Here is a 25,574-nt window from a genome sequence, read left to right as displayed (position 1 = left end):
TAACTATGACAACTTTACCTCAAATAGGTAAGCCTGCCTCAAGAGCATTGAATGAGATTAATATTTCAATGTTGGAACAAGTTTCAAAATTAGATGAACTAAATTTATCAAAACTTCATGGTGTTGGACCTAAGGCAATTAATATTTTAAAAGATGCATTGAAAGATAAAGGCATGTCTTTTAGCAATATAGATGAAGATTTAAGAAAATTAAAATTTACCGTAATTGGTGATTTGAAATGTGATAATGCTCCTAAAAGGAAAATTATGAGAGATTTATTGATTGCTACTACTGTAGGGGATGAAAGTACAATTAATGAGTTACTAACTGATGATTTTATCTGGCATGTTCCTGGTGAATTCGATTTATACGGAAAAGACAATTTTATACAAGAAATAAAAAAGCATTTACAAAAAGTTTCGAGTTTAGAAGTTAAGACGATGCTTTCACATGGAAAAGAAGGTTCTACGCATGGGACGATAATTAACACAACTGGAGAGAAAGTATACTTTGCGGATATGTACACTTTCGAAAATCATAAAAAAGATGCACGGATAAACACTATTACTTCATATATTGTGATGAAACCGTAAAATTAAGAGCTTTATTATTAGGAATGTGGTAAATTATAGATGAATTATCAAATTTTCGGAGGTTTATAGATGGAAGCAATTTTACCTAATTGTCCTGAGTGTGAATCAGAATATACTTATGAAGATAGAGGGCTTTACATTTGCCCGATGTGTAACTTTGAGTGGACAGCTAATGATGAGAACACAAATGAAGAAGAAAATGTAATTAAAGATGTTAATGGTGTTGTACTGAATGATGGAGACACTGTTACAGTAGTAAAAGATTTAAAAGTCAAAGGTTCTTCAACTGCAATTAAACAAGGTACAAAAGTCAAAGGTATTAAGTTAGTTGATCCTGAAGATGGCCATGATATTGATTGTAAAATACCAGGCTTTGGCCAAATTGGACTGAAGTCTTCAGTTGTTAAAAAAGTAAATAAATAATAAATAAATTATAAAACATGTACTCCCTTAAAGCAGACACTAAAATGTGAAAGCTTTAAAGGGAGTATTTTTTATAGAAAAGTATAATAGGCATCCGTCTTATTAAATTTGCTTATAAATGTTAAGATTATATTATTCGATAAATCGTTACTTATATGATCAAAATCTTTTAGATGAAATAAAGAAATGATTTTAAAAGAAGGAGAAAATTATATGGCTAAAGGCGAAAATTCAATATTTATTAAGAATCTCCCTTTATTTATTGTGCTTTTATCGGGAGCTTTTATTACGATTTTAAATCAAACTTTGTTGGGAACCGCGTTGCCTTCCATTATGAAGGATTTACAAATCAATGAAAGTACTGTGCAGTGGTTGCAATCAATTTTTATGTTAGTTAACGGGATAATGATTCCTATCACTGCTTTTTTAATTGAACGTTATACTTCTAGACAACTATTTCTAACAGCAATGAGTTTGTTCACATTAGGGACGCTTATATGTGCGGTAGGACCTAACTTTGCTGTGTTATTAATAGGACGTGTATTACAGGCATCTGGTGCGGGGATTATGATGCCATTGATGCAGACAATTTTATTCCTATTATTCCCTACTGAAAAAAGAGGTACAGCAATGGGGCTATTTGGCTTAGTAATTGCATTTGCACCTGCTATAGGACCTACTTTATCAGGTGTATTAATAGAACACTTCCCTTGGAGAAGCGTGTTTTATGTAATCTTACCAATCGCAGTATTTAATATTATTTTTGCTTACTTTTTATTAGTTAACGTAACCGAATTAACTAAACCTAAGTTAGATAAACTATCAGTCATTTTATCTACATTAGGATTCGGTGGTTTATTATATGCGTTTAGTATTGTAAGTGAAATAGGATGGGCGAACGCTACTTTCATTATTATACTTATCTTAAGTGCAATAACGATGTTTATTTTTGTAAGAAGACAATTAAAACTAGAAAGACCTTTATTAGAATTTAGAGTCTTTTCTTATCCTGTTTTTACACTTGGAACAGTTTTAAGTATGTTTGTTTTTGCGGCAATGATAGCCACAAATATCATATTACCGTTATATATGCAGAATATGTTGCACTTTTCAGCGTTACAATCAGGACTCGTTTTATTACCTGGCGCTATATTAATGGGGGCGATGAACCCAGTTACTGGATATTTATTTGATAAGTTTGGAGGGAAATGGCTTGCTCGTATTGGACTATTCTTATTAATTTTAACGACATTGCCATTTACACAATTAACTTCAGACACTAGCTTTACATTCTTGTCAGTTGTTAACATGTTCCGTATGTTAACAATCGCAATGGTTATGATGCCTATGACAACTTTATCAATCAACCAGTTACCTAAGCATCTTATACCTCATGGAACTGCAATGAACAATACATTCAGACAAATGGCAGGCTCAATAGGAACGGCTTTATTTATAACAATAATGACATTATTTGCAATACCTAGCGAAGGCATATCAGGGTTGATACACGGCGTTAATATATCCTTTATAGTTGCTGTTATTATTACAGGCTTAGCATTTGTACTATCTCTCAAATTGAAAGATGAAAAGTAAATGTTAGCTAATTAAAATTTAAAAATCTACTATCTATATGAAGAACCAGTCCGGGGACATTTATATATGTTCCAGACTGGTTTTTTATTTATAAAATTGTTAGATGTGCTAAATACAGATTATTCAAATGAACTATAAATTTAAAATAATAATAACCTTTAATGTTTCGAATTATTAATAAAAAATTATTTTTTAAAAGTATTTATACAACAATTTTTTTATGTACATATAATTAAAATTGTGGTACATATGGTATAGTAGTACGAGAAAAAATAGCTTTATTAAGGGGAGAAAAATATGAAGGCTTATATGCAAAAATTTGCACAGTCCCTCATGTTACCAATTTCAATATTACCTGTAGCAGGTCTGTTACTAGGTATAGCATCATTTATTGATCCTGGTGCAATTAGTGGGGAAGGGAACAGCGTTGCTAACTTCTTAGCAAATGGAGGTTTAGCGATTCTTGATAATTTACCGATTTTATTTGCGGTCGGTTTAGCTTTCGGGATGTCTAAAGATAAAAACGGGGCAGCTGCATTAAGTGGGCTTGTATCATTTTTAGTCGTGACAAATGTTTTAAGTACGGAATCGATGGCTAAGACGTTACATATGCCCGAAGAAAAAGTGAATTTAGCTTTCGGAGATATTAGTAATGTGTTTGTCGGTATTATTTGTGGTTTAGTTACAGCGGCTATATACAATAGATTTAAAGATACTAAATTACCAACAGCATTCGCATTCTTTAGTGGTAAACGTTTAGTACCAATTTTATCTGCAACGGCGATGTTAGTTATTTCATTAGCATTAATGTTTATGTGGCCACCAGTTTATAATGCACTTGTAATGTTTGGTGAATTTATTTCTAAATTAGGACCAACAGGAGCTGGGTTATACGGATTCTTTAACCGTTTACTATTACCGTTTGGTTTACACCATGCTTTAAACCAAGTGTTCTGGTTTGATATCGCAGGTATTAATGATATTGCTAACTTCTGGTCAAGTAAAGGTGAACAAGGTATTACTGGACGTTACCAAGCAGGTTTATTCCCAATTATGATGTTCGGTTTACCTGCAGCAGCATTAGCAATTTGGAAAAATGCTGAAAAAAGAAATAAAAAAGTAGTAGGTTCGTTAATGTTAGCAGCAGGGCTTGCTTCATTTATAACAGGTATTACAGAACCACTTGAATTTTCATTCTTAGTAGTAGCACCAATGTTATTTGTTCTTCATGCCGTATTAACAGGTATTTCACTATTTATAGCGGCAATGTTCCACTGGACAGCAGGATTTACATTTAGTGCAGGATTGATTGATTACTTGTTAAGTTTAAGTATTCCAATAGCAAATAAACCAATCATGTTGTTAGTGTTAGGTTTAGTGATGGGTGTTGTATACTTCTTCGCATTTGATTTTGCGATAAGAATATTCAACTTAAAAACGCCAGGTAGAGACGGTCTGATGGAAGAAGCGGTTAAACAAGATCCAAGCTTAGCAGAAAACGGGGAAGGTTCACTAGGCAAAGATGGCGACTTGAATGTATCTAATAAAACGAAATTAATTTATGAAGCAATTGGTGGTAAAGATAACATTGAAGCTATTGACCACTGTGCAACAAGATTAAGATTGACATTAAATGATACAGGAATCGTAGATCAAGAAAAAATTAAAAAATCTGGTGCATTAGGCAATAAAATAATCAGTGATAAGAATATACAAATCATTATAGGTACAGATGTACAATTTACAGCAGATGAACTGATGCAAATGGAACAAGACGATAGATAAATAAAAAAACAGCCATTCGTTTAATCAACGAATGGCTGTTTTTTATTGGTTTTTAGTTCACAATATAATCAGGCTCTTCGCCATTTAATTTTTTGATTGTATTGTTTGCGACGATTTCTGCCATCATATCTCTGGCTTCGAAAGTTGCATTACCAATGTGTGGTGTTAACACAACATTGTCCATAGATTTAAGTTCGTCTGTGATTTCAGGCTCGAATTCATATACGTCTAATGCAGCACCTTCAATTTCTTTATTATTTAATGCATCTACTAAAGCTTTTTCATCTACTATTGGGCCACGTGATGCGTTGATAAGATACGCTTTTTCTTTCATTTTTTTGAACGTTTCTTTATTAAATAAATGATGTAAATCATCAGAATATGCTGCGTTCAATGTGATGAAATCGGATTGTTCTAATAGTTCATCTAGACTAACATAAGACGCCCCTAGAGCTTCCTCTTGTTCTGGCTTTCTGTTTGGTCCAGTATATATAATGTTCATGTCAAATCCCTTGGCACGTCTAGCTACAGCTGAACCTATTTCTCCTAGGCCAACTATACCGATAGTCTTACCGGAGACTTCTCGACCTCTAAAGAATAAAGGCGCCCAACCATTAAAGCCTGTTGTGCGACAAAGTTTATCTCCTTCTACAATTCTTCTCGAAGCTGCAAGTAAAATACCAATCGTTAAATCAGCAGTTGCATTTGTTGAAGCTTTTGGAGTATTTGTAACATCAATACCTTTTTCTCTTGCATATTTCACATCGATATTGTTAAAGCCAGCCCCGTAATTAGCAATGAATTTTAAGTTTTCAGCTTGATCAATTACTTCTTTATCTATATTAGTAGAAAGTGGACTGATAATTGCATCAGCATCTTTTACATTTTCAAGTAATTCTTCTTTAGTAATTAATTTTTCACCTTTGAAAACAGACACTTCGAAATGTTCTTTTAATAAATTTAAACCTTCAGTAGGTATTTCCCCTGTTATAAAAACTTTTGCCATAATATTTTACCTCCTAAAAATCTATCCATATCTAATATATCATATATTAGTCTATACCCTGATGTAGCTGTTTCCATTCACTATACTTTCGAACAATTATTTCAAAAGCTATATGGTAAGGAAGAAAGCTTGAATATGATATTTGGTTAAACAATTGTATTGGAGAACTATTAACATAAATATTGTATTTAGCATTTTGCGCTAAGAAGTTATCTTTTAATGTTGTAATAGAAATATACTGTATGTTTCGTGTATGCATAATCTCAATGTTTTGTTTAAGGTGTGCCGTATCGCCTGATAAAGAAATGATAAACAGTAGGTCGTTCTCATCCATTTGATCCATCGCTATTTTTAATTCATTTTCATCATTGATGACCATTACTCGTTTATTAATAGATAGAAAATGACGTTGAGCTTCTCTTGCAGCATTTAATTGTGCAATACCAGTACCATATATATAGATGAAAGGCGCCTTATCAATTTGCTCACTTATAAAATCATAATCAATCATCTTCAAGTGTTTAAATGTTTGTTGTAAATCTTGTTCTAAACTATCTATTATATCAGTTGAAACTGTTGTGAATTCTCTGTTCAGTTTAATATATGCCTTGAAATCACTGTAACCATCAAAACCGAGTTTACGTGACAGTCTATGAATAGAGGAAATAGAAGTATGTGAAATATCAGCTAATTCCTGGATTTTCAAACGATGTATAAGATTAATGTTTTGATTCATCATTTGTATGATGTGTATGTCATTATCATTTAATTGTTGATAGTATTTATTGACGAGTTTATCCAAAATCATAATGCAACCTCCAGTTAGTGTGAAAAAATTTTCAATACATGAAAATATAATCTAAGTTTACTATGTGATTTCTATTTACGTCAAACCTATTGGAAATTGTAAGCGCTTCCTATAGTCTAAAGGTAATCAATGATACAAAAGGGGTGTTGGTATGAACGCAATCAAACGATTTGGTAGTGCGATGATAGTACCTGTATTACTATTTGCGTTTTTCGGGATAGTTGTAGGGTTAGCAACTTTATTTAAAAATCCAGATATAATGGGCTCTATAGCAGACGAAAGTACGATGTGGTTTAAAATATGGAGTTTAATTGAAGCAGGCGGTTGGACTATATTTGAGCATATGGAACTTGCATTTGTAATTGGGCTACCGATTTCACTAGCGAAAAAGGCGCAAGGTAGAGCGACGCTAGCAGCTTTAATGATTTACTTAGTATTCAATAATTACATTAATGCGATTTTAACGTTATGGCCAAAGACATTCGGTGTCGATTTATCTAAAGGCGTTGAGAATTTAACAGGTGTTAAAGAAATAGCTGGAATACCAACTTTAGATACAAGTATTATCGGAGCAATTTTTATTTCAGCAATTGTTATTTGGATACATAACCGTTTTTACGATAAAAAATTACCGGAAATGGTCGGTATATTCCAAGGGTTACCTTTTGTTGTAATGATAGGATTCTTCGTTATGATTCCACTAGCATTTATTGTTTGTACTGTATGGCCAACTGTTCAAGACGGTATTGCTTCATTACAAGGCGTCATGGTGAAATCAGGATTTGTAGGTGTATGGCTGTTCCATTTCTTAGAAAGAATTTTAATACCTACAGGCCTACATCATTTTATTTATACACCATTTGAATACGGCCCAGCTGTAGTAGATGGGGGATTAAAACCTTATTGGATAAAGCATTTATCTGACTTCTCTAGCTCAGCAAAATCGTTAAAAGAAGCTTATCCATACGGCTTCTTATTACAAGGAAACATTAAAATGTTCGGTTGTTTAGGGATCGCATTAGCGATGTATGCTTCGACACCAAAAGAAAACAAGAAAAAAGTTTTAGCATTAGTATTACCAGCAGGATTAACAGCTGTATTTGCAGGTATAACTGAACCACTAGAGTTCACATTCTTATTTATTGCACCGTACTTATTCTTAATTCATGCATTGTTAGGTGCAACAATGGTAACAATCATGTATTTATTTGGAGTAGTTGGTATTCAAGGCGGAGGTGCTATTGAAATCGCGGCCATAAACTGGATACCGTTATTCTCAAGTCACGGCAATACGTATATTGCCCAATTTATAATTGGTATTATTTTTGTAGTCATTTACTTCTTCGTATTTAAGTTTATTATTGAAAAATTCAACGTACCATTACCTGGACGTGTTCCGGAAGATGGAGATGCTAAATTATATACGAAAGAAGATTATAAAGCGAAACAAGGAAATGGTGATAATGTTCCAAGTGACGCATCAGAATATGATACAAAAGCAATTTATTATTTAGAAGGTTTAGGTGGAAAAGATAACATTAAAGATGTTACGAATTGTGCCACAAGGTTAAGGGTGACTGTTAATGATCCAAGTCTTGTGAAAGATAATGATTATTTCACACATAACCAAATGGCTCACGGCGTAGCTAAGAGCGGTACTAACGTACAAGTAATTGTGGGTTTAAGCGTTCCTCAAATCAGAGATTCATTTGAAACAATGATATAAAAATAAATGGAGGTTGTTATGATGAAAAAGTTTAATATATCAATAGCAGGTGGCGGTAGTACATTTACGCCTGGAATCATACTTATGTTGTTAGATCATTTAGAGGATTTTCCAATTGATACAATCAAATTATATGATAATGATGGGGAAAGACAACAAACGATAGCAGATGCCTGTGAAATACTACTTAAAGAACGCGCTCCAGAAGTAAAATTATTAGCGAGCACAGATCCAAAAGTAGCTTTTGAAAACGTTGATTTTGTAATGGCACATATACGTGTAGGTAAGTATGCGATGAGAGAGCAAGATGAAAAGATTCCATTAAGACATGGCGTAGTAGGACAAGAAACTTGTGGGCCAGGCGGAATAGCTTATGGTATGCGCTCAATAACAGGCGTCTTAGAAATTATCGACTATATGGAAAAATATTCACCAGATGCATGGATGCTTAACTATTCAAATCCCGCTGCAATTGTTGCTGAAGCAACACGTAAATTACGACCTAACTCTAAAATATTAAATATATGTGATATGCCTATCGGAATTGAAGAGTTAATGGCTAGTAATATAGGATTATCTTCAAGAAAAGAAATGGTCGTAAAATATTATGGTTTAAATCATTTTGGTTGGTGGACAGATATAAGAGATAAATCAGGTAAAGACTTGATGCCTGAAATTATTAAACATGTAGAACAACATGGTTATGCAACTGATACAGGTAGCGATATGGAAAAAGAAGCAAGTTGGAGTGATACATTTAAAAAAGCACGAGACGTACAAGCAATAGATAAAGATACATTGCCAAATACTTACTTAAAATATTATTTATACCCAGATTACGAAGTAGCACATTCAAATAAAGAATATACAAGAGCAAATGAAGTGATGGCAGGAAGAGAAAAATTTGTATTTTCAGAATGTGAAAATATCATCAATAAAGGTACAGCAGAAGGAACAGAATTAACGATAGATGAACATGCGTCTTACATCGTTGATTTAGCTAGAGCAATCGCATTCAATACGAAAGAAAGAATGTTAATGATTGTTGAGAATAAAGGCGCAATATCAAACTTTGAACCTACAGCAATGGTTGAAATACCATGTTTAGTGGGTAGCGAAGGACCAGAACCATTATCAGTAGGTGAGATTCCTAGATTCCAGAAAAGTTTAATGGAACAACAAGTAGGCGTAGAAAAACTTACAGTAGAAGCATACGAAGAACAATCTTATCAAAAATTATGGCAAGCACTTACTTTATCGCGAACAATACCAAGCGCTAAAGTTGCTAAAGATATATTAGATGATCTGATAGAAGCAAACAAAGGATATTGGCCAGATTTGAAATAGAAATAGAATAGAGTAGGTACAAATTTGATTTAAAATAAACCCTCCAACCGCTGGAAATAGAAGCGGGTTGGAGGGTTTTTGGTTATTACAATATAAATAAAGATGAATACAGGTCTAACGTGCATGTTATCAAACTCTTGCTCGTTAGAAAATGTAACGAGCTTGTTTAATTTTTCTTGCTCGTTAGAAGGCAAAATCGCACGTAAATAGGATAAAATTTTATTTAGAGGATAAGGTATGAAGTCAAGTCCATATTTATGTGTAATATCTTTAGAAGTAATCAACCTTTGGTTTTTTAGAATGTATTAACAAAATAAATCTGTTTGATTTTTAGCAGATTCATTTTGTTAATCTCTACTTATTTTTCAAAAATAAGTAGTAAGTTTAAGGAATAAAAGGTCTTTTAGCATTATCTAGATTTTCTTGAATATCCATGAGTAATGCACCAATTAATCTAAAAGCTGAGTCTAGGTTAGGGAAAGTCTTAATGACTTTCTCTCTTTTTCTAAGCTGCATATTTATATTTTCAATAGAGTTAGTAGTTCGTATATTCTTATGGTGTTGTGCTGGAAATCTATAAAACTGTGTGGCATCTTCGAAGCCCTGATCTAATATATTTAAAGCTTCTGAATACTTAGGATTATTTTCATACTTAGTTACAAATTCATTTTTACTTTCAAGCGCATGTTGATATGTAGGAGCTTGAAAAATAGATTTAAGTAATGTTCTTGCCTCTTGTGAATTCTTTTTTGGGAATCTTTCAATGATGTTTTTAAGAAGATGAAATGTACAACGTTGCCAAGTTGAATCTATAAATTGTGATTTAATAGACTTAATAAGACCAGAATGTGCATCAGAAATAATGAGCTCAGGAGTTGTGAGGCCACGCATTCTTAAATCTTCAAAGAACTCAGACCAAGCCTGTTCAGATTCTTGATTAGAAATTTTAAAACCAATAATTTCACGTCTTTTAAGTTCATTTACTCCCATAGCTATATAAACGCCTTTAGAAACTATTTTATTATTCTCTCTAACTTTAATATGCATGGCATCAACAAATACATATCTGTACTGATGACTAGTAATAGGTCTACTCGACCACTTTTGAATATCGGGGTCAATATTTTTCATAACTTCTGAAATCGTAGATTTCGAAACAGATTTACCTGCCAGAGCCTCTACAATTTTCGTGATGTTTCTAGTTGAAACGCCATTAATATAAGCTTCTATCATCGCTAAAATCAGTGATTGATCAGAGCGAGAATATTGATCAAAAACTTCAGTTGTAAATTCGCCATCACGCGTTCTAGGTACTTTTAAATGAAGTGTTCCGACTGGAATCATAAAATCACGTTCATAGTAGCCATTTCGTTGTGCAATCCTTTCAGGATGCTTTTGTTTGAAATCAGCGTTCACAAACTGATCTCTTTCCATTTCCATATAAGCATTTAATACAGTTACAGCTATACTTTTCATAGCAGTATTTAAATTACTTTCTAAAATAGCACTTGCCAATTCTTCAAAGTCTACGTTAATATTTAACTGAGTCATATATAGGTCACCTCTACAATATTTTCTTAGTCGATTACATTGTACTAAAGTGAGCTATATTTGGCTCTTTTTTTATTACACAATTATATGGACATATTCAGGTATGAAGGTCTAACGTGCATGTTATCAAACTCTTGCCCGTTAGAAAATGTAACGAGCTTGTTTAATTTTTCTTGCTCGTTAGAAGGCAAAATCGAACGTAATTAGGATAAAATTCTATTTAGAGGATAAGGAATGAAGGTCTAACGTGCATGTCATCAAACTCTTGCTCGTTAGAAAATGTAACGAGCTTGTTTAAAATGTCTTGCCCGATAGAGACACTACTCATTAGTCATTTATCCATCATAAATAAAACAAAGGTAAGATACTTAAAAATATAATTTAAATTTCGTTATTTATTTAGAAAAATAAACAAAACTCTTACTAGTTTGCTAAAATTTATAGTAGCAAATTTAAGGAGTGGTGAGGAATGAATATAACTGAATTTCAAAATTGGGTAAATGATTATTATGAAGATAGAGGATGGTCAGATTTAGATATTTTTATACGTATAGGTTTTTTAGCTGAAGAAACTGGAGAAGTAGCGAGATCTATAAGAGCTCTTGAAATAGGGAGAGATAGACCAGATGAAATAACAGATTCATTTATGAACAACAAAAATGATTTGATAGAAGAATTGGGAGACGTATTAGGTAACGTTATAGTTATTGCTAACAAATATGATATTTCTTTAGAAGAAGTGTTTAACGCTCATAAAGAAAAACTTTCGAAGCGGTACACTGATGAATAATAAATATAATTGAAACAAAATCACAAAAGTCATTCGTTTATAACGATTGGCTTTTTTGATTTTTAGAGCGTAATTAAATCTATATTAGTAAAAGTATATATTCAGTTAGGCAGAATCTTAAAAAATAATATTCAATAAATTGTCACTTATTTGGTGAATTTATTTTAGCTACAATTAAATATATGATTGCTACAGAATGAGAAGATAATATCATAAAATAGGAGGAACAAGAGTGAATATACTAAAAAATGAATTACCTAAAGACAAAACGCCTTATGTGATTGAAAATGGGGAAGGTGATTATTATATTTGGAATAAACAGGTTTATACAATCATTGCTACAAACCAAAGTACAGGAAACTTGTTCGAAGTTATTACAATAACTGGTGCTATGAATGAAAGCTTTCCTATGCATCTTCATAAAAATATGTATGAATCATTATTGGTAACTGAAGGCGTTGTTGATATACAATTAGAAAAAGATATAATCACTTTAACTCGAGGAGATTATATTCTTATTCCACCTGGTATAGTACATAAATATGTTATGAAAGCTCATAGAACAAAAATTTTATCATACGTCGTTAATGGAAGTGCAGTAGACATATATAAAGCTTTAGGAGTACCATATAATCATTCTAAACACCCATCATATATAGAAGAAACTTATTCACTTAATAAACAAGAATTAGAATATAATTATGATATAGAATTTACTTTTAACAATATCAGTAATGAAGAAATCACTTATTGGCGGTCGGGTGAAGGGGAAAATCTTTTAACAGGAGATCAATTGCATTCAATAATAACTACACAAAAAGACACTAACGATAGATACATAGTCGTTTCTTCAGAAGGACCAATTGGCGATCCTATTGTTCCACATTACCATGAAAAACATACTGAAACATTTTATTGTTTTGAGGGTAAAGTAACAATGTGGGTAGGCAATCAAAATGAAAAAGTCACATTATATCCTGGAGATTTTTTACATGCACCAGCCGAAACTATTCATTCATATCGACTAGACGCACACTATACAAAAATGATAGGTTTATTAGTTCCAGGTTTATTTGAACCGTTTTTCAGAACCCTAGGAGAGCCATATGAACATAATACTTTCCCAAACCTTCCTAGTTCATTAGACTTTAAAAAAGTTATAGAAAACATAGATTCTTTAGATCTTAAATTTATTGAGTAATAAGTCAGCAATTTCATAAATAAGCTACAAGAATTTATAAAATATAGCAACTTCAGAAATAGACGAAATATGTAAAATCATGGTATAATATAAATGTATATAAAGGACAACATGCATGAACATGCTGTCCGAAGAGCCCGTTAAAAAGACGGTGACTTAGTTAAAATTGATTAAAAATAACCATTAACCGGTCAAAGTTGGATGGTTATTTTTTATGGTCTAATTTAATAATTGCGATGACTACACTTATGAAAGCCAGTATAAACATACCAAAACTAAACATGAGATGTAAGACATCAACAAACGTCACCACAAAAGGCTTCTCCTTTCTAAAGATTTCGTAGATACGTACATACGCATCACCTCACTTTATACTGAGATAGCCACCATCTATCCAACAACTTGCTCAATGATATTATACCAAAAATTAGAAAGTGACTCTTGATTAATTTCCTATAACATATATTGAAATCTGCTTTCAGAAATAGACAAATTGTGTAAAATCATGATATTATTTAAGTGTAAAAATAAAGAAGGACAACATGCATGAACATGCTGTCCGAAGAGCCCGTTAAAAAGACGGTGACTTTCAGTAAATTAAGAAATAACCATTCTACCTACTCGGTCAAAAGTTGGGATGGTTATTTTTTATGGTCTAATTTAATAATTGCGATGACTACACTTATGAGAGCCAGTATAAACATACCGAAACTAAACATGAGATGTAATGCATCAACAAACGTCACCACAAAAGGCTTCTCCTTTCTAAAGATTTCGTAGATACGTACATACGCATCACCTCACTTTATACTAAGATAGCCACCATCTATCCAACTTGCTCAATGATATTATACCAAAAATTAGAAAGTGACTCTTGATTAATTTCCTATAATATATATTGAAATTATCTTTCAGAAATAGACAAATTGTGTAAAATCATGATATTATTTAAGTGTAAAAATAAAGAAGGACAACATGCGCGAACATGTTGCCCAAAGAGCCCGTTAAAAAGACGGTGACTTATAACTCTAATTTATTATAAAAATAACCTCTAGTTACTTCGTCAAAGTTTACGCTAGATGGTTATTTTTTATGGCTTAATTTAATAATTGCGATGACTACACTTATGAAAGCCAGTATAAACATACCGAAACTAAACATGAGATGTAATGCATCAACAAACGTTACCACAAAAGGCTTCTCCTCTCTAAAGATTTTGTAGATACGTACATACGCATCACCTCACTTTATACTGAGATAGCCACCATCTATCCAACCTGCTCAATGATATTATACCAAAAATTAGGAGGTGACTCTTGATTAATTATCTATAACATATACTGAAATTATCTTTCAGAAATAGACGAAATATGTAAAAAGTATTTGACATATGTTTTGAAAATTACTACACTCTTTAATGTAAAAAACTTTTTACATATATGGGGGAAGCTATAATGAAGTTTATTTCTTTTGTTATTATTCTAATATTCTCTTGTCTTTGGACTGCTATCACAAATAAATATTTACCATCAGAAACGATAGATAATGATAGTCAGCAAGATCCGTATGATGAAAGACAACGAAAAATATTTATTGAAATCCTCGCTAAAAGTTTTATTTGGGTTGTCTATTGTATGTTATTATTACTATTGTTGAAGTTTATAGGCTTGTCACCAAATGTTGAAAATTTATGGTATTCTAAATATCCAGAAGTATACTTTTTAATTGTAAGTTTACTTATTTTAGCTTTTAATTATTTTACTACAAAAAGAAAATATTCATCTAAGAGTTGAAGTATTGAAAAATAAAATTAAAGAACACAGGAAAAAACATGGCATATCGCAAGAGATTTAAGTAGCCAATGCGTTTATTAACATCTGATGATTTGTTATTATAAAAATAAATATAATTTGAAAGATGAGTATTAGAAAGAGTTCATTCAGAGGTGTTAAGTGTGGATAATAGAAGATTGTTTAGTTGGCCTATATTTATTGTAGTAATTCTTAGTTATGTATTGATGTTATCTTTATTTTTATGGGTTTCTAACATTAGTAGTTTAAATACTTTTATCATTACAATTCCATTTCTTTTAATGACAAAACTTTACGTATGTAATTTTATAAAATATTGCAGAAGGCAACAGAAGAATACTTAGAAAGAATACTGGAATAGGCTAAATGTAAATATTAATACAACAAATAACTTTATTAGCGAAGAATATAAGTAAGACACGAGAAAGTAATCATTCTCGTGTCTTTTTTATACCTTGTTATTATAAGTATAGTTATCGTTTATTCCTTATCTGGAATAATATATTTTGTTGAAATAAATGATAAGAACATAAATAAAGTACATACAAGAAATGCAATAAAGCTACCCATAGTACGAGATACTTGCTCATCAACAGCGAGATAAACAGTAGTAAATATTGTAATACCGAAAGCAGCTCCTATCGTTGCGACCATTTTATAAATACCTGATGCAATGCCTAGTTTTTCTTTAGGTGTGTGAACTACAGCAGTATTTAGTGCAGGCGTGGCGAAGAATCCGAGTCCCATACCGAAACATAAGAAACCTATTAAACTAACTATGATATATAGTGTTTGTGGTAAAAATGATAACGACAGTAATAAAATACCTACTGTTACGATTAGTGAACCCATTTTCATTGGTTTCTTAGCTTCATATTGTTCCATCATTTTCTCACCAATTCTAATTGTTGCGAGTACACCAAACATGTATGGAAGGGTGATTAATCCTGAAATAGAACCGGATATTTGAAAATGTTGTTGTGTAAAAAGATTATATAAAGATAGTGCGCCAATCGAAGTATTTAATAAAAAGTTAGATGTCACTGTTCCAATGAAATATCTGCTTGAAAATAGTGAAAAATCAATTAAAGGATCTTTTTTATGTTTTTCATAAAAATAAAAGAGTACCACTGAAATGATGAATATAAATAGTAAAACAATAATGATAGGGCTTCTCCAACCAATTTCACTACTTTGTGTAATTACTATATTAATACTTAACATACTGATAACAAATAATAATAAACCTAAGAAATCAAATTTCGACGTATTCTTTCTGTCGGCTTTAATTTCAGGTACATCCTTAATAAGTATAAGTACAATACCAGTCACAATAATGGATACTATGAAAATCCACTGCCATCCAATATATGCTGCAAGAAAGCCTGCAAATACAGATGAAAGTCCTGTACCACCATATGAACCTATAGACCACATACTTAATGCTTTATGACGTTCTTTACCATGATAATATGTATTAATTAATGAAATTGTTGCTGGCATTAAACAAGCTGCTGAAAATCCTTGAATGCCTCTACCTATTAGCAATAAAGGCGTCAAATCAGATGAAATTACAAAAATAGAACCTATAATATTTAAAATCAGTCCTACGCGCATAATTTTTACGCGACCATATTTATCTGCTGTGCCACCAGCTGCAACCATAAACACCCCAGTAAACAGTGATGTCAAACTAACCGCAATACTGATTATGGCATCATTAGTCATGTACGTTTGTTGTACAAGTGAGCCGATATTCAGAAATGATTGCGCAAAAAGCCAATACGTTAAAATCGACAATACAATGGCTAGAAGTAATTTATTTCCGCCAACATAAGTTTCATTTTTCAAAATGCCACCCCTTTATATAGTTAATTTGAGAAATAATAGTTCATACTATGCCTACGATATCAGCAAATAAAAACGCTTTCAACAGTGGATTTAAACACTTTTAGTAAAATATTCAGAAAAGTGCAAAAAGTTATTTGTTTCTTTAATAAATGAAATAATAAACAAAATTTAAGTAATAACCTTTAATAAGTGGAAATATTAAATGGTGTTCCGCTCTTTTTACCATTTAAACAAAAAGTGTTAAAGTAAACTTTTAAGGTCGTTGACTTAAAGAGTAAGTTGGTTTTACAAAAGAAGGGGGAAGAGAAATGAAGCGAAAAAGTATTGTTTTTTTAATCGCACTCGTTTTAATACTTAGCGGGTGCCAAAGCGGGAAGCAACATGTAAAGAAAAGAAAAAAAGAGCATAAACACCAGAATAAAATAGAAAATAAATATGATAAAAGACATCATAAGGATGAAAAAAACTTAGTAGAATATGATGGTAAAGTAAGTCATGTCTTTTTTCATCCTATCATCTCGGATCCACAGAAAGCTTATACAGATAATCAACAACAAGCAAAAGGGAATTATGATTGGATGGTTACAGTAAATGAATTTAATAAAGCCATTGAAAAACTTCATGAAAATAACTACATATTAATAGATCCACATGATGCTTATGATTTAGAGTCAACGCCTGTTAAACGAAAAAAACTTAAATTACCTAAAGGGAAAAAACCATTAATAATGTCCATGGATGATATGAATTATTATAAATATATGCAAGGAAATGGTTACACAGAGCGTTTAACTTTAAATAAAGACAATGAAACGGTTGCTGAAAAGAAAAATGACCAAGGGAAAATGGAACAATCTAAAACAAACGATGCAGTACCACTATTAAATGATTATGTAAAAAAACATCCTGATTTTTCATATAAAGGACAAAAAGCAGTTGTTGGTCTGACAGGTTATGAGGGAGTACTTGGTTATCGAACAAATGATTTGGAAAATCCTAATTATGAAAAACGAAAAAAACAAGCTAAAAAAGTAGCTGACTCAATGAAAAGAGATGGATGGACATTCGCAAGTCATTCTTATGGTCATATTAATTTCGAAGACAGTTCAGATGAGCAAATTATTGAAGATACAAAAAGATGGAAAAAAGAAGTGGAACCTATTGTAGGTAAAACTGATTTATTCATCTTCCCACATGGAGCTCAAGATCGAAATTCTACTTCCTATAATTATATGATAGACGAGGCTGGATTCAAATACATGGCAGGTGTTGGCCCAGATAACTTTACAAGTCTTTCAAACAAAGATATATATCAAGACCGTGTTGCTATAGATGGCCTAAACTTACATCAATTCAAATATAAACTTAAACCGTTTTTCAAACCTGAAGAAGTTTATAATAAAGAAGATAGACAATACTATAAAGGTAATAAGGATTATGAAATAGAATAATACAGTTATAATCTTTTTATAACAATTTTAACCATAAACCTGTTTGAGAGTTTAGTAATAGAAAATTACTTTATACTAAACTCCCAAACAGGCTTATTTTTCTTTTACAAAAGTATATTTAGGGTACTATATAAGTAAGAGGTACTTTAGTACTAAAAACATGGAGGTTGGTAAATATGTTTAATAATGTTTTATTACCTTATGATTTCGAGAATGATTTTAGTTCTATTCCAGCGCAATTAGAAAAAGTAGTAGATAAAGACTCCACAGTCATCATTTATCATGTAGTAACTGAAAATGCTCTTGCAACTAGCGTTAAGTATTATAATAAGCACTCAAATGATATTGCTAAAGAAAAAGAAGAACAACTCGCGCCATTTTTACAAGAGTTAGATGAAAGAGGTATCCGTTACAAAGTAGAAATAGAATTTGGACCTATTAAAGATACAATTTTAGAAAAAATTAATAAGGGAGATATAGAAAGTGGGGATTTCGATTTAGTAATAATGAGTAACCACAGAGTTAGCTTGAATATTAAACATGTCTTAGGAGACGTTACACATAAAATTGCTAAAAGAAGCCCAGTTCCAGTATTAATTGTTAAATAAGGGTTGTTTCAGGTAGTCTTTTAAAATTATTTCAAGAAATATAATGATTATTATAAGAGTTTGAGACATAAATAATTGTCTCAGACTCTTTCATTCATTGTAATACGATATTAGTGTGAATTATCTTTAGTATTTGTGTTGAAGGCGAATATTACAATTAAGATAATTAAAGGAACTATTAAACTTTTTGCCACTTCTAATTCTCTACCTAAAATAATCTCTATTGAGTTAAATGTCATGAATAAAAATAAATAATATAATAAAAATTTTAGTAAATATCTCATAAAAACTCCTAATTTAATTTTATAGAAAGGATGTATAGTTTGGAAAATCTAAATAATTATGAAGGTCATAAAGACTATTGGAACCCAGATTTATATGATAAAAAACATTCTTTCGTTTCTGAATATGGTAACAATTTAATTGAATTATTAAAACCTCAAAATGATGAAAATATACTAGATCTTGGTTGTGGGACAGGGGATTTAGCTCATCAAATCTATCAACAATGTCCTAACGTTGTCGGCATTGATAAATCAAATCAGATGGTTAATCAAGCTAATGAAAAGTACCCTTATATTTCTTTTTCAACACAAGATATAATTGATTTTAGCTATTCAGAATCGTTCGATGCGATATTCTCTAATGCTACAATGCACTGGATTAAACAACCTGAAAAAGCTTTGGAAAATATTTATAAATCTTTAAAACCAGGCGGACGATTTGTTGCAGAGTTTGGGGGTAAACATAACGTTCAAACCATCACTGATGAAGTGATCCATCAAATTCAAGAAGAAAACATAAATTATGATAGTAAACACTTTCCTTGGTATTTTCCTAGTATTGGAGAATACACGACTTTAATGGAAAGAATGGGATTCACGGTTACTTTTGCCGAATATTTTGATAGACCAACACCTTTAATAGGAGAAGAAGGGTTAAACAATTGGATTCAAATGTTCAGTAATGAAATATTTGAAAGTTTGAACGAAAATTCGAAACAAAATATTATTAAAAATACTGAAAACAATTTAAAGTCTGTCTTACATGATGGAGAAACGTGGATAGCTGACTATAAAAGAATACGTGTTGTTGGAGTAAAATAAATCTACTTGCTATATTAAAATAATATATTGGTTGTTAAAATGAGTCTTTCAATAAAGTTTGAACTAGATATAATTAATTTAAATCTTAAAAGAGTCTGGGACATAAATAATCGTCCCAGACTCTCTTCCTACGATTAGTCAAGTGCTTAAGTTTAAAATAGTCATCACTTAATAAGACCGTCCAATTTTATTTTTTTGAATAAGGTGTTAGACTATATGTGATTATACGATTTAATGTGGGGACATTTCGTAATCGTATAGTTTATGTTTCATTATTAAATAATGAAATGTTTTTAATAGTCGATTAATACATGCGACAACAGCAGTCTTATGAGATTTCTCATTAGGCTGCTTTCTTAATTTATAGTAATAATCTACAATATGATTATTATAACGATGTTGTCCACGAATAATATTCATTATTACCAAAAATAATAAGCGTCTCGCCTTTTTATTACCGCGTTTATTGATGGTATCTCTATAATGTGTCCCACCAGATTGATATCGTTTGATATCAATTCCTACAAAAGCATTTAACTGTTTATTTGATTTGAATCGAGATATATCTCCAAGCTCACCGATTATCATGGCTGCAGTTAGATCTCCAATTCCTGGTATAGAATAAATAATTTCAAAGCAGTCAAGTTCTTGAGCTAATTGAATCATTTCTTTATCTAATTGTGATAATTGTCCAATGGACTTTTTCAATTTTTGAATTAATAATTGTGCTTTTTTAACCAGGAACGAAGATGAATTGACGTTAGGGTAACTATCATTCGCTAATTTAAAAAGTGTTTCTCCATAACTTTCTGCTTTTCGTTGAGATAATCCTTTATCTGTAGATTTTAAAATTGTAGAAATGATACTTTCCATATCATTTTGTTGAACAAAATCAGGATGAGTAAATATTTCAGCGATATTTAAGGCAATCATTGAATAACGATTTTTAAATAATTTTTCTAAGCCAGGAAATGTTTGATGAAGTATCTCAATAATTTCAACTTTCAATCGATTTTGTTCATTTTCGAATTCTAGATGAAATCGAGCACGCTCACGTAATTCAAAGTAAATATCATCATTTGTATTATTTAAACTATCGGAATCATTTAAAAAAGGTGCTATTTGGGCTAACTTATGTGCGTCTGATTGATCTGTTTTCCAAGACCTTAAAGAGCTTGTTTTGAACTTTGCTTCTAAAGGATTCAACTCAATATAATTAATTTGGTTAACTCGACAGAACCGAACCATAGCTCTTGAATATATACCTGTGGATTCAAAAATTAATTTGGGCTGATTTACACGATTCAAATAATTTAATAAATAATTATAACCATTTTTGTTATTTTGAATAGTAAATTCCTTTTGGAATTTTTCATCAATATAGTGTGCAATCACACTATCTCTTTTACTAATATCAATGCCTAAGTAATCGATAAATAAAACCTCCTTAATAAATTTGAGAAGTTGTAACTTTACTGAACCTTTCTCATTTCACTTTCCTATACACGGTTTCGAGAACCCAACATACTACAATCGAATTTCAAAAGGCGAGAGTAAAGCTGACTAGTTTTTTTTACGGATTTCAAACCCAAGAGATCGCACAGTCTACTCCTCTCTATAACTATAAAAAATAGCTATGAAAAAATCTATCGTCATAGATTTCTTCATAGCTAATCTTAGTATGTTTTTTGTATTGGCAGTAGCTGACTGTTATGAAAATGCGCTTATAACAAGCTTTTTTCATACCTAGTCATCCTTGCCGGGGTGGGACTACGAAATCTTTTTAATAAAATGAGATTTCTGTCCCACTCCTTTTGTTTTAGAATGAAGATAGTTTTTCATAATATTCGTCTATATTGATTGACTGACCTTGATTTAATCTTGATTCTTCTGCAGCAAAAGCCATTAAATGGCTAATTAAAGACTTACTAGCTACTGATCTAGAAGCTTTTTCATCAGACTCATTAATTGCGTCAATAAAGTCTCTTATAATTCCTTCGTCGCCACCACCATGACCACTGCTCACTTCAGGGAATTTAACAACTTTTTCTTCTCTTGTTAAAAAGTCGAAAATGCTTATTTCATTTGTTTGCATATTCCCTCTAATTTCTCCTTTAGTACCCATTATTTGAACAATTCTTGTTTGCTCTCTTGTAAATGCGCTCATGCTAAACGTTGCTGTTGCACCATTTTCGAATTCCATATTAACGACTTGGTGGTCAACCACGTCATTATCTGATTGAAACACACATTTACCGTAGTCAGTATGATTTAATCTTTCTACAATTGCTTCATTAGAATTTTCTTCTGTAAATTTCATCGCCCAACCTCGTCCGATACCTAAATAATAACGTCCTGCATGGAATGGGCATTCATTCTCTACTGGGCAACCATCTAAACAGCGTAACGGTGCACCTTCAGGTTTGTTGTTTTCATTAAAGTACATGAGTGATCCGAAAGAATTAATCCTTTTACAGTCTTTATCCATAATATAGCTGATAATATCCATATCATGGCATGATTTTGCCAATATCATTGGACTTGATGTTTCTTTATTCTTCCAATTACCTCGTACAAAACTATGAGACATGTGCATATATTCAACATTTTCATTTAATTGAATGGAAGCAATCTCACCGATATCACCATTTTGTACAATTTTTTTAATTCTGTCCCAAAACGGAGTATATCTTAAAACGTGGCATATCGTTAATGTTCTATTCATTTCATCAGCTTTTTCCACCATTTTAATACATTCTTCTGGACTAGGAGACATCGGCTTCTCAAGTAATACATGATAGCCTAACTCCAACGCCCTCATAGTTGGTTCAAAGTGTGCTTTATCTTGTGTACAAATAATTGCAATTTCTGCGTCTGGTTTCAAATCGAGTAAGCTTCCCCATGATTGCTGTACTAAGTTATCATCAAGTTCATGATTTTCCTTTATTCTTTCTCTTCGTTCAAGTACAGGTTCTGCTACACCTACTAGTTGTATTTTGTGAGGCAGTGACTTTATTAAATTCGCATAAACGCGACCCCCTCTATCACCTGCACCTAACAAAATTGCTTTTTTAATTGTCATTGAAAAGTCCCCTTTATGCTTTAAAAGTTTTATATTAATATAATAGATTGCTTGTTAAATATGATTTTTAATTTTGTCCATAGTTGATTGTCCTATCGATCTAATTTTACATGTTTATATTCTTTGGTCCCTACGTAATGAATAATACGCCCATTTACTTCTTTCTTTGTTAATCTCGCTTTACCTTTTTGATAAAGTGGTATGACCATCGCATCTTCTAGCAACATTTCTTCTGCATTTGCTAATTCATCCCATCTTTTATCTGGGTCTTTAAGCAATGTTGTTTTACCGTCGTTTATTATTTTATCGTACTTAGGGTTATTGTATCCCGTTTCTCCTTTAGTTGTTTCGCTCAGGAATAAATCTAAAAATGTCATAGGGTCTGGATAGTCTGGGCCCCATCCTGTTAGAGCTACATCATAGTCACCTTTTTTAGTTAAAGCGATTTTTTGTTTGTTAGGTTGTTGCTTAATTGACATCGTAACACCAGGTAGATGTTTTTCAACTTGTTCTTTAAAATATTCTGCATCTCTTTTAGCATTGTCTTGATCAAATGTTAAAAATTCAATATTGATTTTATCTTTTCCTAAATCTTTTTTAGCTTTTTCTAACGATGCTTGTGCTTTTTTAACATCATAAGAATAAGGTGGGTTAACTAATTTGTTATAATCTTGTTTCTCGTCATTTGTAAAAACTTCTTTAGGTGTAAAAGTATCAATTGGTGCTGAACCATCGTTTAAATTATTGTTAACATATGCTTTTTTATCAATCGCTTGTGCAATTGCAGCTCTTAAATCTTTATTTTGAAGGTCTTTATTTGTCTGTGTGTTTATTTGTATATAGTAAGTTGCGGATTCTAGTTTTGTGTCGAAACCTTCTTTATCTTTATTTGAATTTACATTTTGTGAACTTAACTCTGTCGTATCAACTTTGTCATTATTATATAAATTGAGTGCTGTTTGCTCATCTTTAATAACGCTGTAATCAATACCTTTAAGTGCAACATTATCTTTATCCCAATACTCTTTGTTTTTCTTAAGTTTATAGTTATCTTCAACTTTCCAACTCTTCATAACAAACGGTCCACTGTACAATGTTTTATCTACTGATGTACCATATTTGCTGCCTTGTTTCTTAACGAATTTTTCATTTAGTGGCATGAATGTACCAAATGTTAACAATTCTTTGTAATACGGTAGTTCTTCGTTTAAAGTCAGTTCTAAAGTATGATCATCAATCGCTTTAACACCTAATTCTTCAACCTTTTTCTCACTTTTATTAATAGCTTCAGCATTTTTAATGTCATACATGATATATGCATACTCAGCAGCTGTTTCAGGATCCACAGCTCTTCTCCAAGCGTAAACAAAATCATGTGCTGTGACTGGTTCTCCATTTGACCATTTAGCATCTTTTCGTAAATCGAATGTCCATGTCCTACCGTTATTTGATTTTTCAGGATCACCTTTTGCAATTGCAGGTTCTGCTTTATCATCTTTATCTAAACGATATAATCCTTCTTGGGTTGCGTTCATGACTTCAAACGCTCCAGCTTCTACTGCCAAACTAGAATCCAAGGTCGTTAAATCCGAAGGTGCTATTAATCTCAGTGTGTCCTTAGGCTCTTTCTTCCCCGCATCTGTTCCACTACATCCAGCTAAAAATATTACCAAACCTAATACATAAATGCCCATTTTATAAAAATTATTCATCAAATCAATCCCCTTATTTGTTTGATAGTGTTAAATCATGTTTATACTATCATAGAAATTTGAATTTTCAATTAATTTTATGCAATAAATATTTTTATTGAAACAATGACGAGCGATTTTTAATATATAATTTTATATGATTGAGAGGCTTTATAACAGTGTTTCTATAAGTATTGATTCTTTATGTTTTGGTGTGAAAAAATATTATTATAATATGTTTTATGAAAAAGTTACTCATTTCAAAAAAATTTGTTATTATAAATAAACATAATCAATCAAAAAACAACAATATTATTTTAAGCTAAAATTCAATAACTTGGTGAAATATGAGAAAAATAATGTGACTTTACATTTAATTTTAAAAGTATTAAACTAAAAGTGGTCATAACCAGCAAGGAGAAAAAATGAAAAACTTAAATACACCTTTATATTTTCAAGTCTATAAAGACATAAAGTATAAGATTCAAAATGGTCAATACAAAGAAGGAGAAAAATTACCTTCTGAACGAAATTTATATTCGCAATATGATGTTAGCCGTATAACTATAAGAGAAGCTCTAAAACTTCTAGAAGAAGAAGACTATATTAGACGAGAACATGGACGTGGATCTATCGTACTAGGCAGTCAGTACAATCAAATGCTAGATAGTCTTTATAGTTTTAAAGATGAGATAGAAAAGAATGGAGACCAACCAAGCACGATAATGTTAAGCCTTAAAAAAATTGCTTCTACAGAACATTTACAAAAGAAAATGGGGATACTGCCACATCAAGAAGTTTATGAATTACGTCGTTTAAGGTTAGCCAACGACAAACCATTGATTTATGAAACGAGTTATTTACCAGTTAAGTTTTGCGAGGGCTTAGAAAAATTCGATTTTAATAGCCATTCTTTATATAACACATTAGATAAATACTATGATATCCAAATTATTCGCGCGTATGAAAATTTAACTGCAAGAAAATTATCCGAATCACAAGCTAAATATTTAGAAACAGATATAAACGATACTTGCATGTTTATAGAGCGCTTTAGTTATATTGAAGAAGGCATTATTGAATATACTGAAACAGTTGCCAAAGCAAAAGATTACAAATATACCGTTAAATTAATTGGCTAGATTTAA

The 25,574-nt window shown here is 31.4% G+C and carries 24 protein-coding genes; 13 read left to right on the top strand and 11 right to left on the bottom strand.

All coding sequences use genetic code 11. The annotated features are described in order from the left end of the window. Positions 1-5: 5 nt before the first annotated feature. The 4 genes from ACNMOQ_RS12695 (at position 6) to nagE (ending at position 4,397) form a co-directional block, all read left to right on the top strand. Positions 6-593, top strand: a complete 588-nt coding sequence (locus tag ACNMOQ_RS12695; RefSeq protein WP_416349961.1) for a DNA-binding protein — start codon at positions 6-8, stop codon at positions 591-593. Positions 594-662: 69 nt separating this feature from the next. Then, the gene (locus ACNMOQ_RS12690) at positions 663-1,016 is read left to right on the top strand and encodes a zinc ribbon domain-containing protein YjdM (RefSeq protein WP_016999351.1); all 354 of its coding nucleotides are present in this window, start codon (positions 663-665) and stop codon (positions 1,014-1,016) included. 213 nt (positions 1,017-1,229) lie between these two features. Beyond that, positions 1,230-2,612 carry an MDR family MFS transporter gene (locus tag ACNMOQ_RS12685; protein ID WP_070044960.1) on the top strand — a complete coding sequence of 461 codons (1,383 nt, stop codon included), beginning with the start codon at positions 1,230-1,232 and terminating at the stop codon, positions 2,610-2,612. Between the two features lie 297 nt (positions 2,613-2,909). Then, on the top strand, positions 2,910-4,397 hold the full coding sequence (nagE, locus tag ACNMOQ_RS12680) for an N-acetylglucosamine-specific PTS transporter subunit IIBC (RefSeq protein ID WP_416349960.1): 1,488 nt from the start codon (positions 2,910-2,912) through the stop codon (positions 4,395-4,397). 52 nt (positions 4,398-4,449) lie between these two features. On the opposite strand, the gene ACNMOQ_RS12675 is transcribed toward nagE, so the two are convergent. Beyond that, positions 4,450-5,403: a 2-hydroxyacid dehydrogenase family protein gene (locus ACNMOQ_RS12675; RefSeq protein ID WP_016999354.1), complete on the bottom strand. Its 954-nt coding sequence runs from the start codon at positions 5,401-5,403 to the stop codon at positions 4,450-4,452. Between the two features lie 46 nt (positions 5,404-5,449). After that, complete coding sequence (locus ACNMOQ_RS12670) at positions 5,450-6,211, bottom strand: MurR/RpiR family transcriptional regulator (protein WP_416349959.1); 762 nt, start codon at positions 6,209-6,211, stop codon at positions 5,450-5,452. Positions 6,212-6,362: 151 nt separating this feature from the next. On the opposite strand from ACNMOQ_RS12670, the gene ACNMOQ_RS12665 reads away from it, so the two are divergent. Next, positions 6,363-7,937, top strand: a complete 1,575-nt coding sequence (locus ACNMOQ_RS12665) for an alpha-glucoside-specific PTS transporter subunit IIBC (RefSeq protein WP_416349958.1) — start codon at positions 6,363-6,365, stop codon at positions 7,935-7,937. 21 nt (positions 7,938-7,958) lie between these two features. Next, the gene (locus tag ACNMOQ_RS12660) at positions 7,959-9,284 is read left to right on the top strand and encodes a 6-phospho-alpha-glucosidase (RefSeq protein ID WP_416349957.1); all 1,326 of its coding nucleotides are present in this window, start codon (positions 7,959-7,961) and stop codon (positions 9,282-9,284) included. 384 nt (positions 9,285-9,668) lie between these two features. On the opposite strand, the gene ACNMOQ_RS12655 is transcribed toward ACNMOQ_RS12660, so the two are convergent. Continuing rightward, positions 9,669-10,835, bottom strand: a complete 1,167-nt coding sequence (locus tag ACNMOQ_RS12655) for an IS256 family transposase (RefSeq protein ID WP_064205432.1) — start codon at positions 10,833-10,835, stop codon at positions 9,669-9,671. Positions 10,836-11,304: 469 nt separating this feature from the next. Here ACNMOQ_RS12655 and ACNMOQ_RS12650 point away from each other — a divergent pair, with 469 nt between their 5' ends. Together ACNMOQ_RS12650 and ACNMOQ_RS12645 are read left to right on the top strand one after the other, a co-directional pair. Beyond that, complete coding sequence (locus tag ACNMOQ_RS12650) at positions 11,305-11,625, top strand: MazG nucleotide pyrophosphohydrolase domain-containing protein (RefSeq protein WP_016999358.1); 321 nt, start codon at positions 11,305-11,307, stop codon at positions 11,623-11,625. A 232-nt stretch (positions 11,626-11,857) separates the two neighbouring features. Then, positions 11,858-12,826: a quercetin 2,3-dioxygenase gene (locus ACNMOQ_RS12645; RefSeq protein WP_416349956.1), complete on the top strand. Its 969-nt coding sequence runs from the start codon at positions 11,858-11,860 to the stop codon at positions 12,824-12,826. Positions 12,827-13,031: 205 nt separating this feature from the next. Here ACNMOQ_RS12645 and ACNMOQ_RS12640 read toward each other — a convergent pair whose 3' ends face one another. The 3 genes from ACNMOQ_RS12640 to ACNMOQ_RS12630 all read right to left on the bottom strand — a co-directional run bounded on the left by ACNMOQ_RS12640 (position 13,032) and on the right by ACNMOQ_RS12630 (position 14,017). Continuing rightward, positions 13,032-13,139 (bottom strand): putative holin-like toxin, encoded by a 108-nt coding sequence (locus ACNMOQ_RS12640; RefSeq protein WP_239705558.1) that lies wholly within the window; start codon positions 13,137-13,139, stop codon positions 13,032-13,034. A 328-nt stretch (positions 13,140-13,467) separates the two neighbouring features. Further along, a complete protein-coding gene (locus tag ACNMOQ_RS12635; protein WP_416349955.1) occupies positions 13,468-13,575 on the bottom strand; it encodes a putative holin-like toxin in 108 nt (35 codons plus the stop codon). Between the two features lie 334 nt (positions 13,576-13,909). Further along, complete coding sequence (locus ACNMOQ_RS12630; protein WP_235854121.1) at positions 13,910-14,017, bottom strand: putative holin-like toxin; 108 nt, start codon at positions 14,015-14,017, stop codon at positions 13,910-13,912. A gap of 263 nt (positions 14,018-14,280) precedes the next feature. Here ACNMOQ_RS12630 and ACNMOQ_RS12625 point away from each other — a divergent pair, with 263 nt between their 5' ends. Then, positions 14,281-14,619: a hypothetical protein gene (locus tag ACNMOQ_RS12625; protein WP_416349954.1), complete on the top strand. Its 339-nt coding sequence runs from the start codon at positions 14,281-14,283 to the stop codon at positions 14,617-14,619. Positions 14,620-15,117: 498 nt separating this feature from the next. On the opposite strand, the gene ACNMOQ_RS12620 is transcribed toward ACNMOQ_RS12625, so the two are convergent. Next, complete coding sequence (locus ACNMOQ_RS12620) at positions 15,118-16,488, bottom strand: MFS transporter (RefSeq protein ID WP_416349953.1); 1,371 nt, start codon at positions 16,486-16,488, stop codon at positions 15,118-15,120. A gap of 308 nt (positions 16,489-16,796) precedes the next feature. On the opposite strand from ACNMOQ_RS12620, the gene ACNMOQ_RS12615 reads away from it, so the two are divergent. Both ACNMOQ_RS12615 and ACNMOQ_RS12610 read left to right on the top strand, forming a co-directional pair. Beyond that, positions 16,797-17,939 (top strand): polysaccharide deacetylase family protein, encoded by a 1,143-nt coding sequence (locus tag ACNMOQ_RS12615; RefSeq protein ID WP_416349952.1) that lies wholly within the window; start codon positions 16,797-16,799, stop codon positions 17,937-17,939. A gap of 176 nt (positions 17,940-18,115) precedes the next feature. Then, complete coding sequence (locus ACNMOQ_RS12610) at positions 18,116-18,547, top strand: universal stress protein (RefSeq protein WP_416349951.1); 432 nt, start codon at positions 18,116-18,118, stop codon at positions 18,545-18,547. A 110-nt stretch (positions 18,548-18,657) separates the two neighbouring features. On the opposite strand, the gene ACNMOQ_RS12605 is transcribed toward ACNMOQ_RS12610, so the two are convergent. Then, complete coding sequence (locus ACNMOQ_RS12605) at positions 18,658-18,831, bottom strand: hypothetical protein (RefSeq protein ID WP_416349950.1); 174 nt, start codon at positions 18,829-18,831, stop codon at positions 18,658-18,660. Positions 18,832-18,870: 39 nt separating this feature from the next. On the opposite strand from ACNMOQ_RS12605, the gene ACNMOQ_RS12600 reads away from it, so the two are divergent. Next, positions 18,871-19,653, top strand: a complete 783-nt coding sequence (locus ACNMOQ_RS12600; RefSeq protein ID WP_416349949.1) for a class I SAM-dependent methyltransferase — start codon at positions 18,871-18,873, stop codon at positions 19,651-19,653. A 231-nt stretch (positions 19,654-19,884) separates the two neighbouring features. Here ACNMOQ_RS12600 and ACNMOQ_RS12595 read toward each other — a convergent pair whose 3' ends face one another. From ACNMOQ_RS12595 to ACNMOQ_RS12585, 3 genes are all read right to left on the bottom strand, one after another. Beyond that, on the bottom strand, positions 19,885-21,087 hold the full coding sequence (locus ACNMOQ_RS12595) for an IS110 family RNA-guided transposase (protein WP_308291679.1): 1,203 nt from the start codon (positions 21,085-21,087) through the stop codon (positions 19,885-19,887). A gap of 385 nt (positions 21,088-21,472) precedes the next feature. Next, positions 21,473-22,735 (bottom strand): Gfo/Idh/MocA family oxidoreductase, encoded by a 1,263-nt coding sequence (locus ACNMOQ_RS12590; protein WP_416349948.1) that lies wholly within the window; start codon positions 22,733-22,735, stop codon positions 21,473-21,475. A gap of 92 nt (positions 22,736-22,827) precedes the next feature. Continuing rightward, positions 22,828-24,447: a peptide ABC transporter substrate-binding protein gene (locus ACNMOQ_RS12585; RefSeq protein WP_416349947.1), complete on the bottom strand. Its 1,620-nt coding sequence runs from the start codon at positions 24,445-24,447 to the stop codon at positions 22,828-22,830. Positions 24,448-24,851: 404 nt separating this feature from the next. Between ACNMOQ_RS12585 and ACNMOQ_RS12580 the strand changes: the two genes are divergently transcribed. Further along, positions 24,852-25,568: a GntR family transcriptional regulator gene (locus tag ACNMOQ_RS12580; RefSeq protein ID WP_416349946.1), complete on the top strand. Its 717-nt coding sequence runs from the start codon at positions 24,852-24,854 to the stop codon at positions 25,566-25,568. Positions 25,569-25,574 lie beyond the last annotated feature (6 nt).

It is taken from the genome of Mammaliicoccus lentus, from assembly GCF_947036595.1.
GTDB classification, from domain to species: Bacteria; Bacillota; Bacilli; order Staphylococcales; family Staphylococcaceae; genus Mammaliicoccus; species Mammaliicoccus lentus.
Note: the sequence above shows the minus strand (reverse complement) of the source record. Positions and strands in the feature narration are given on the sequence as shown.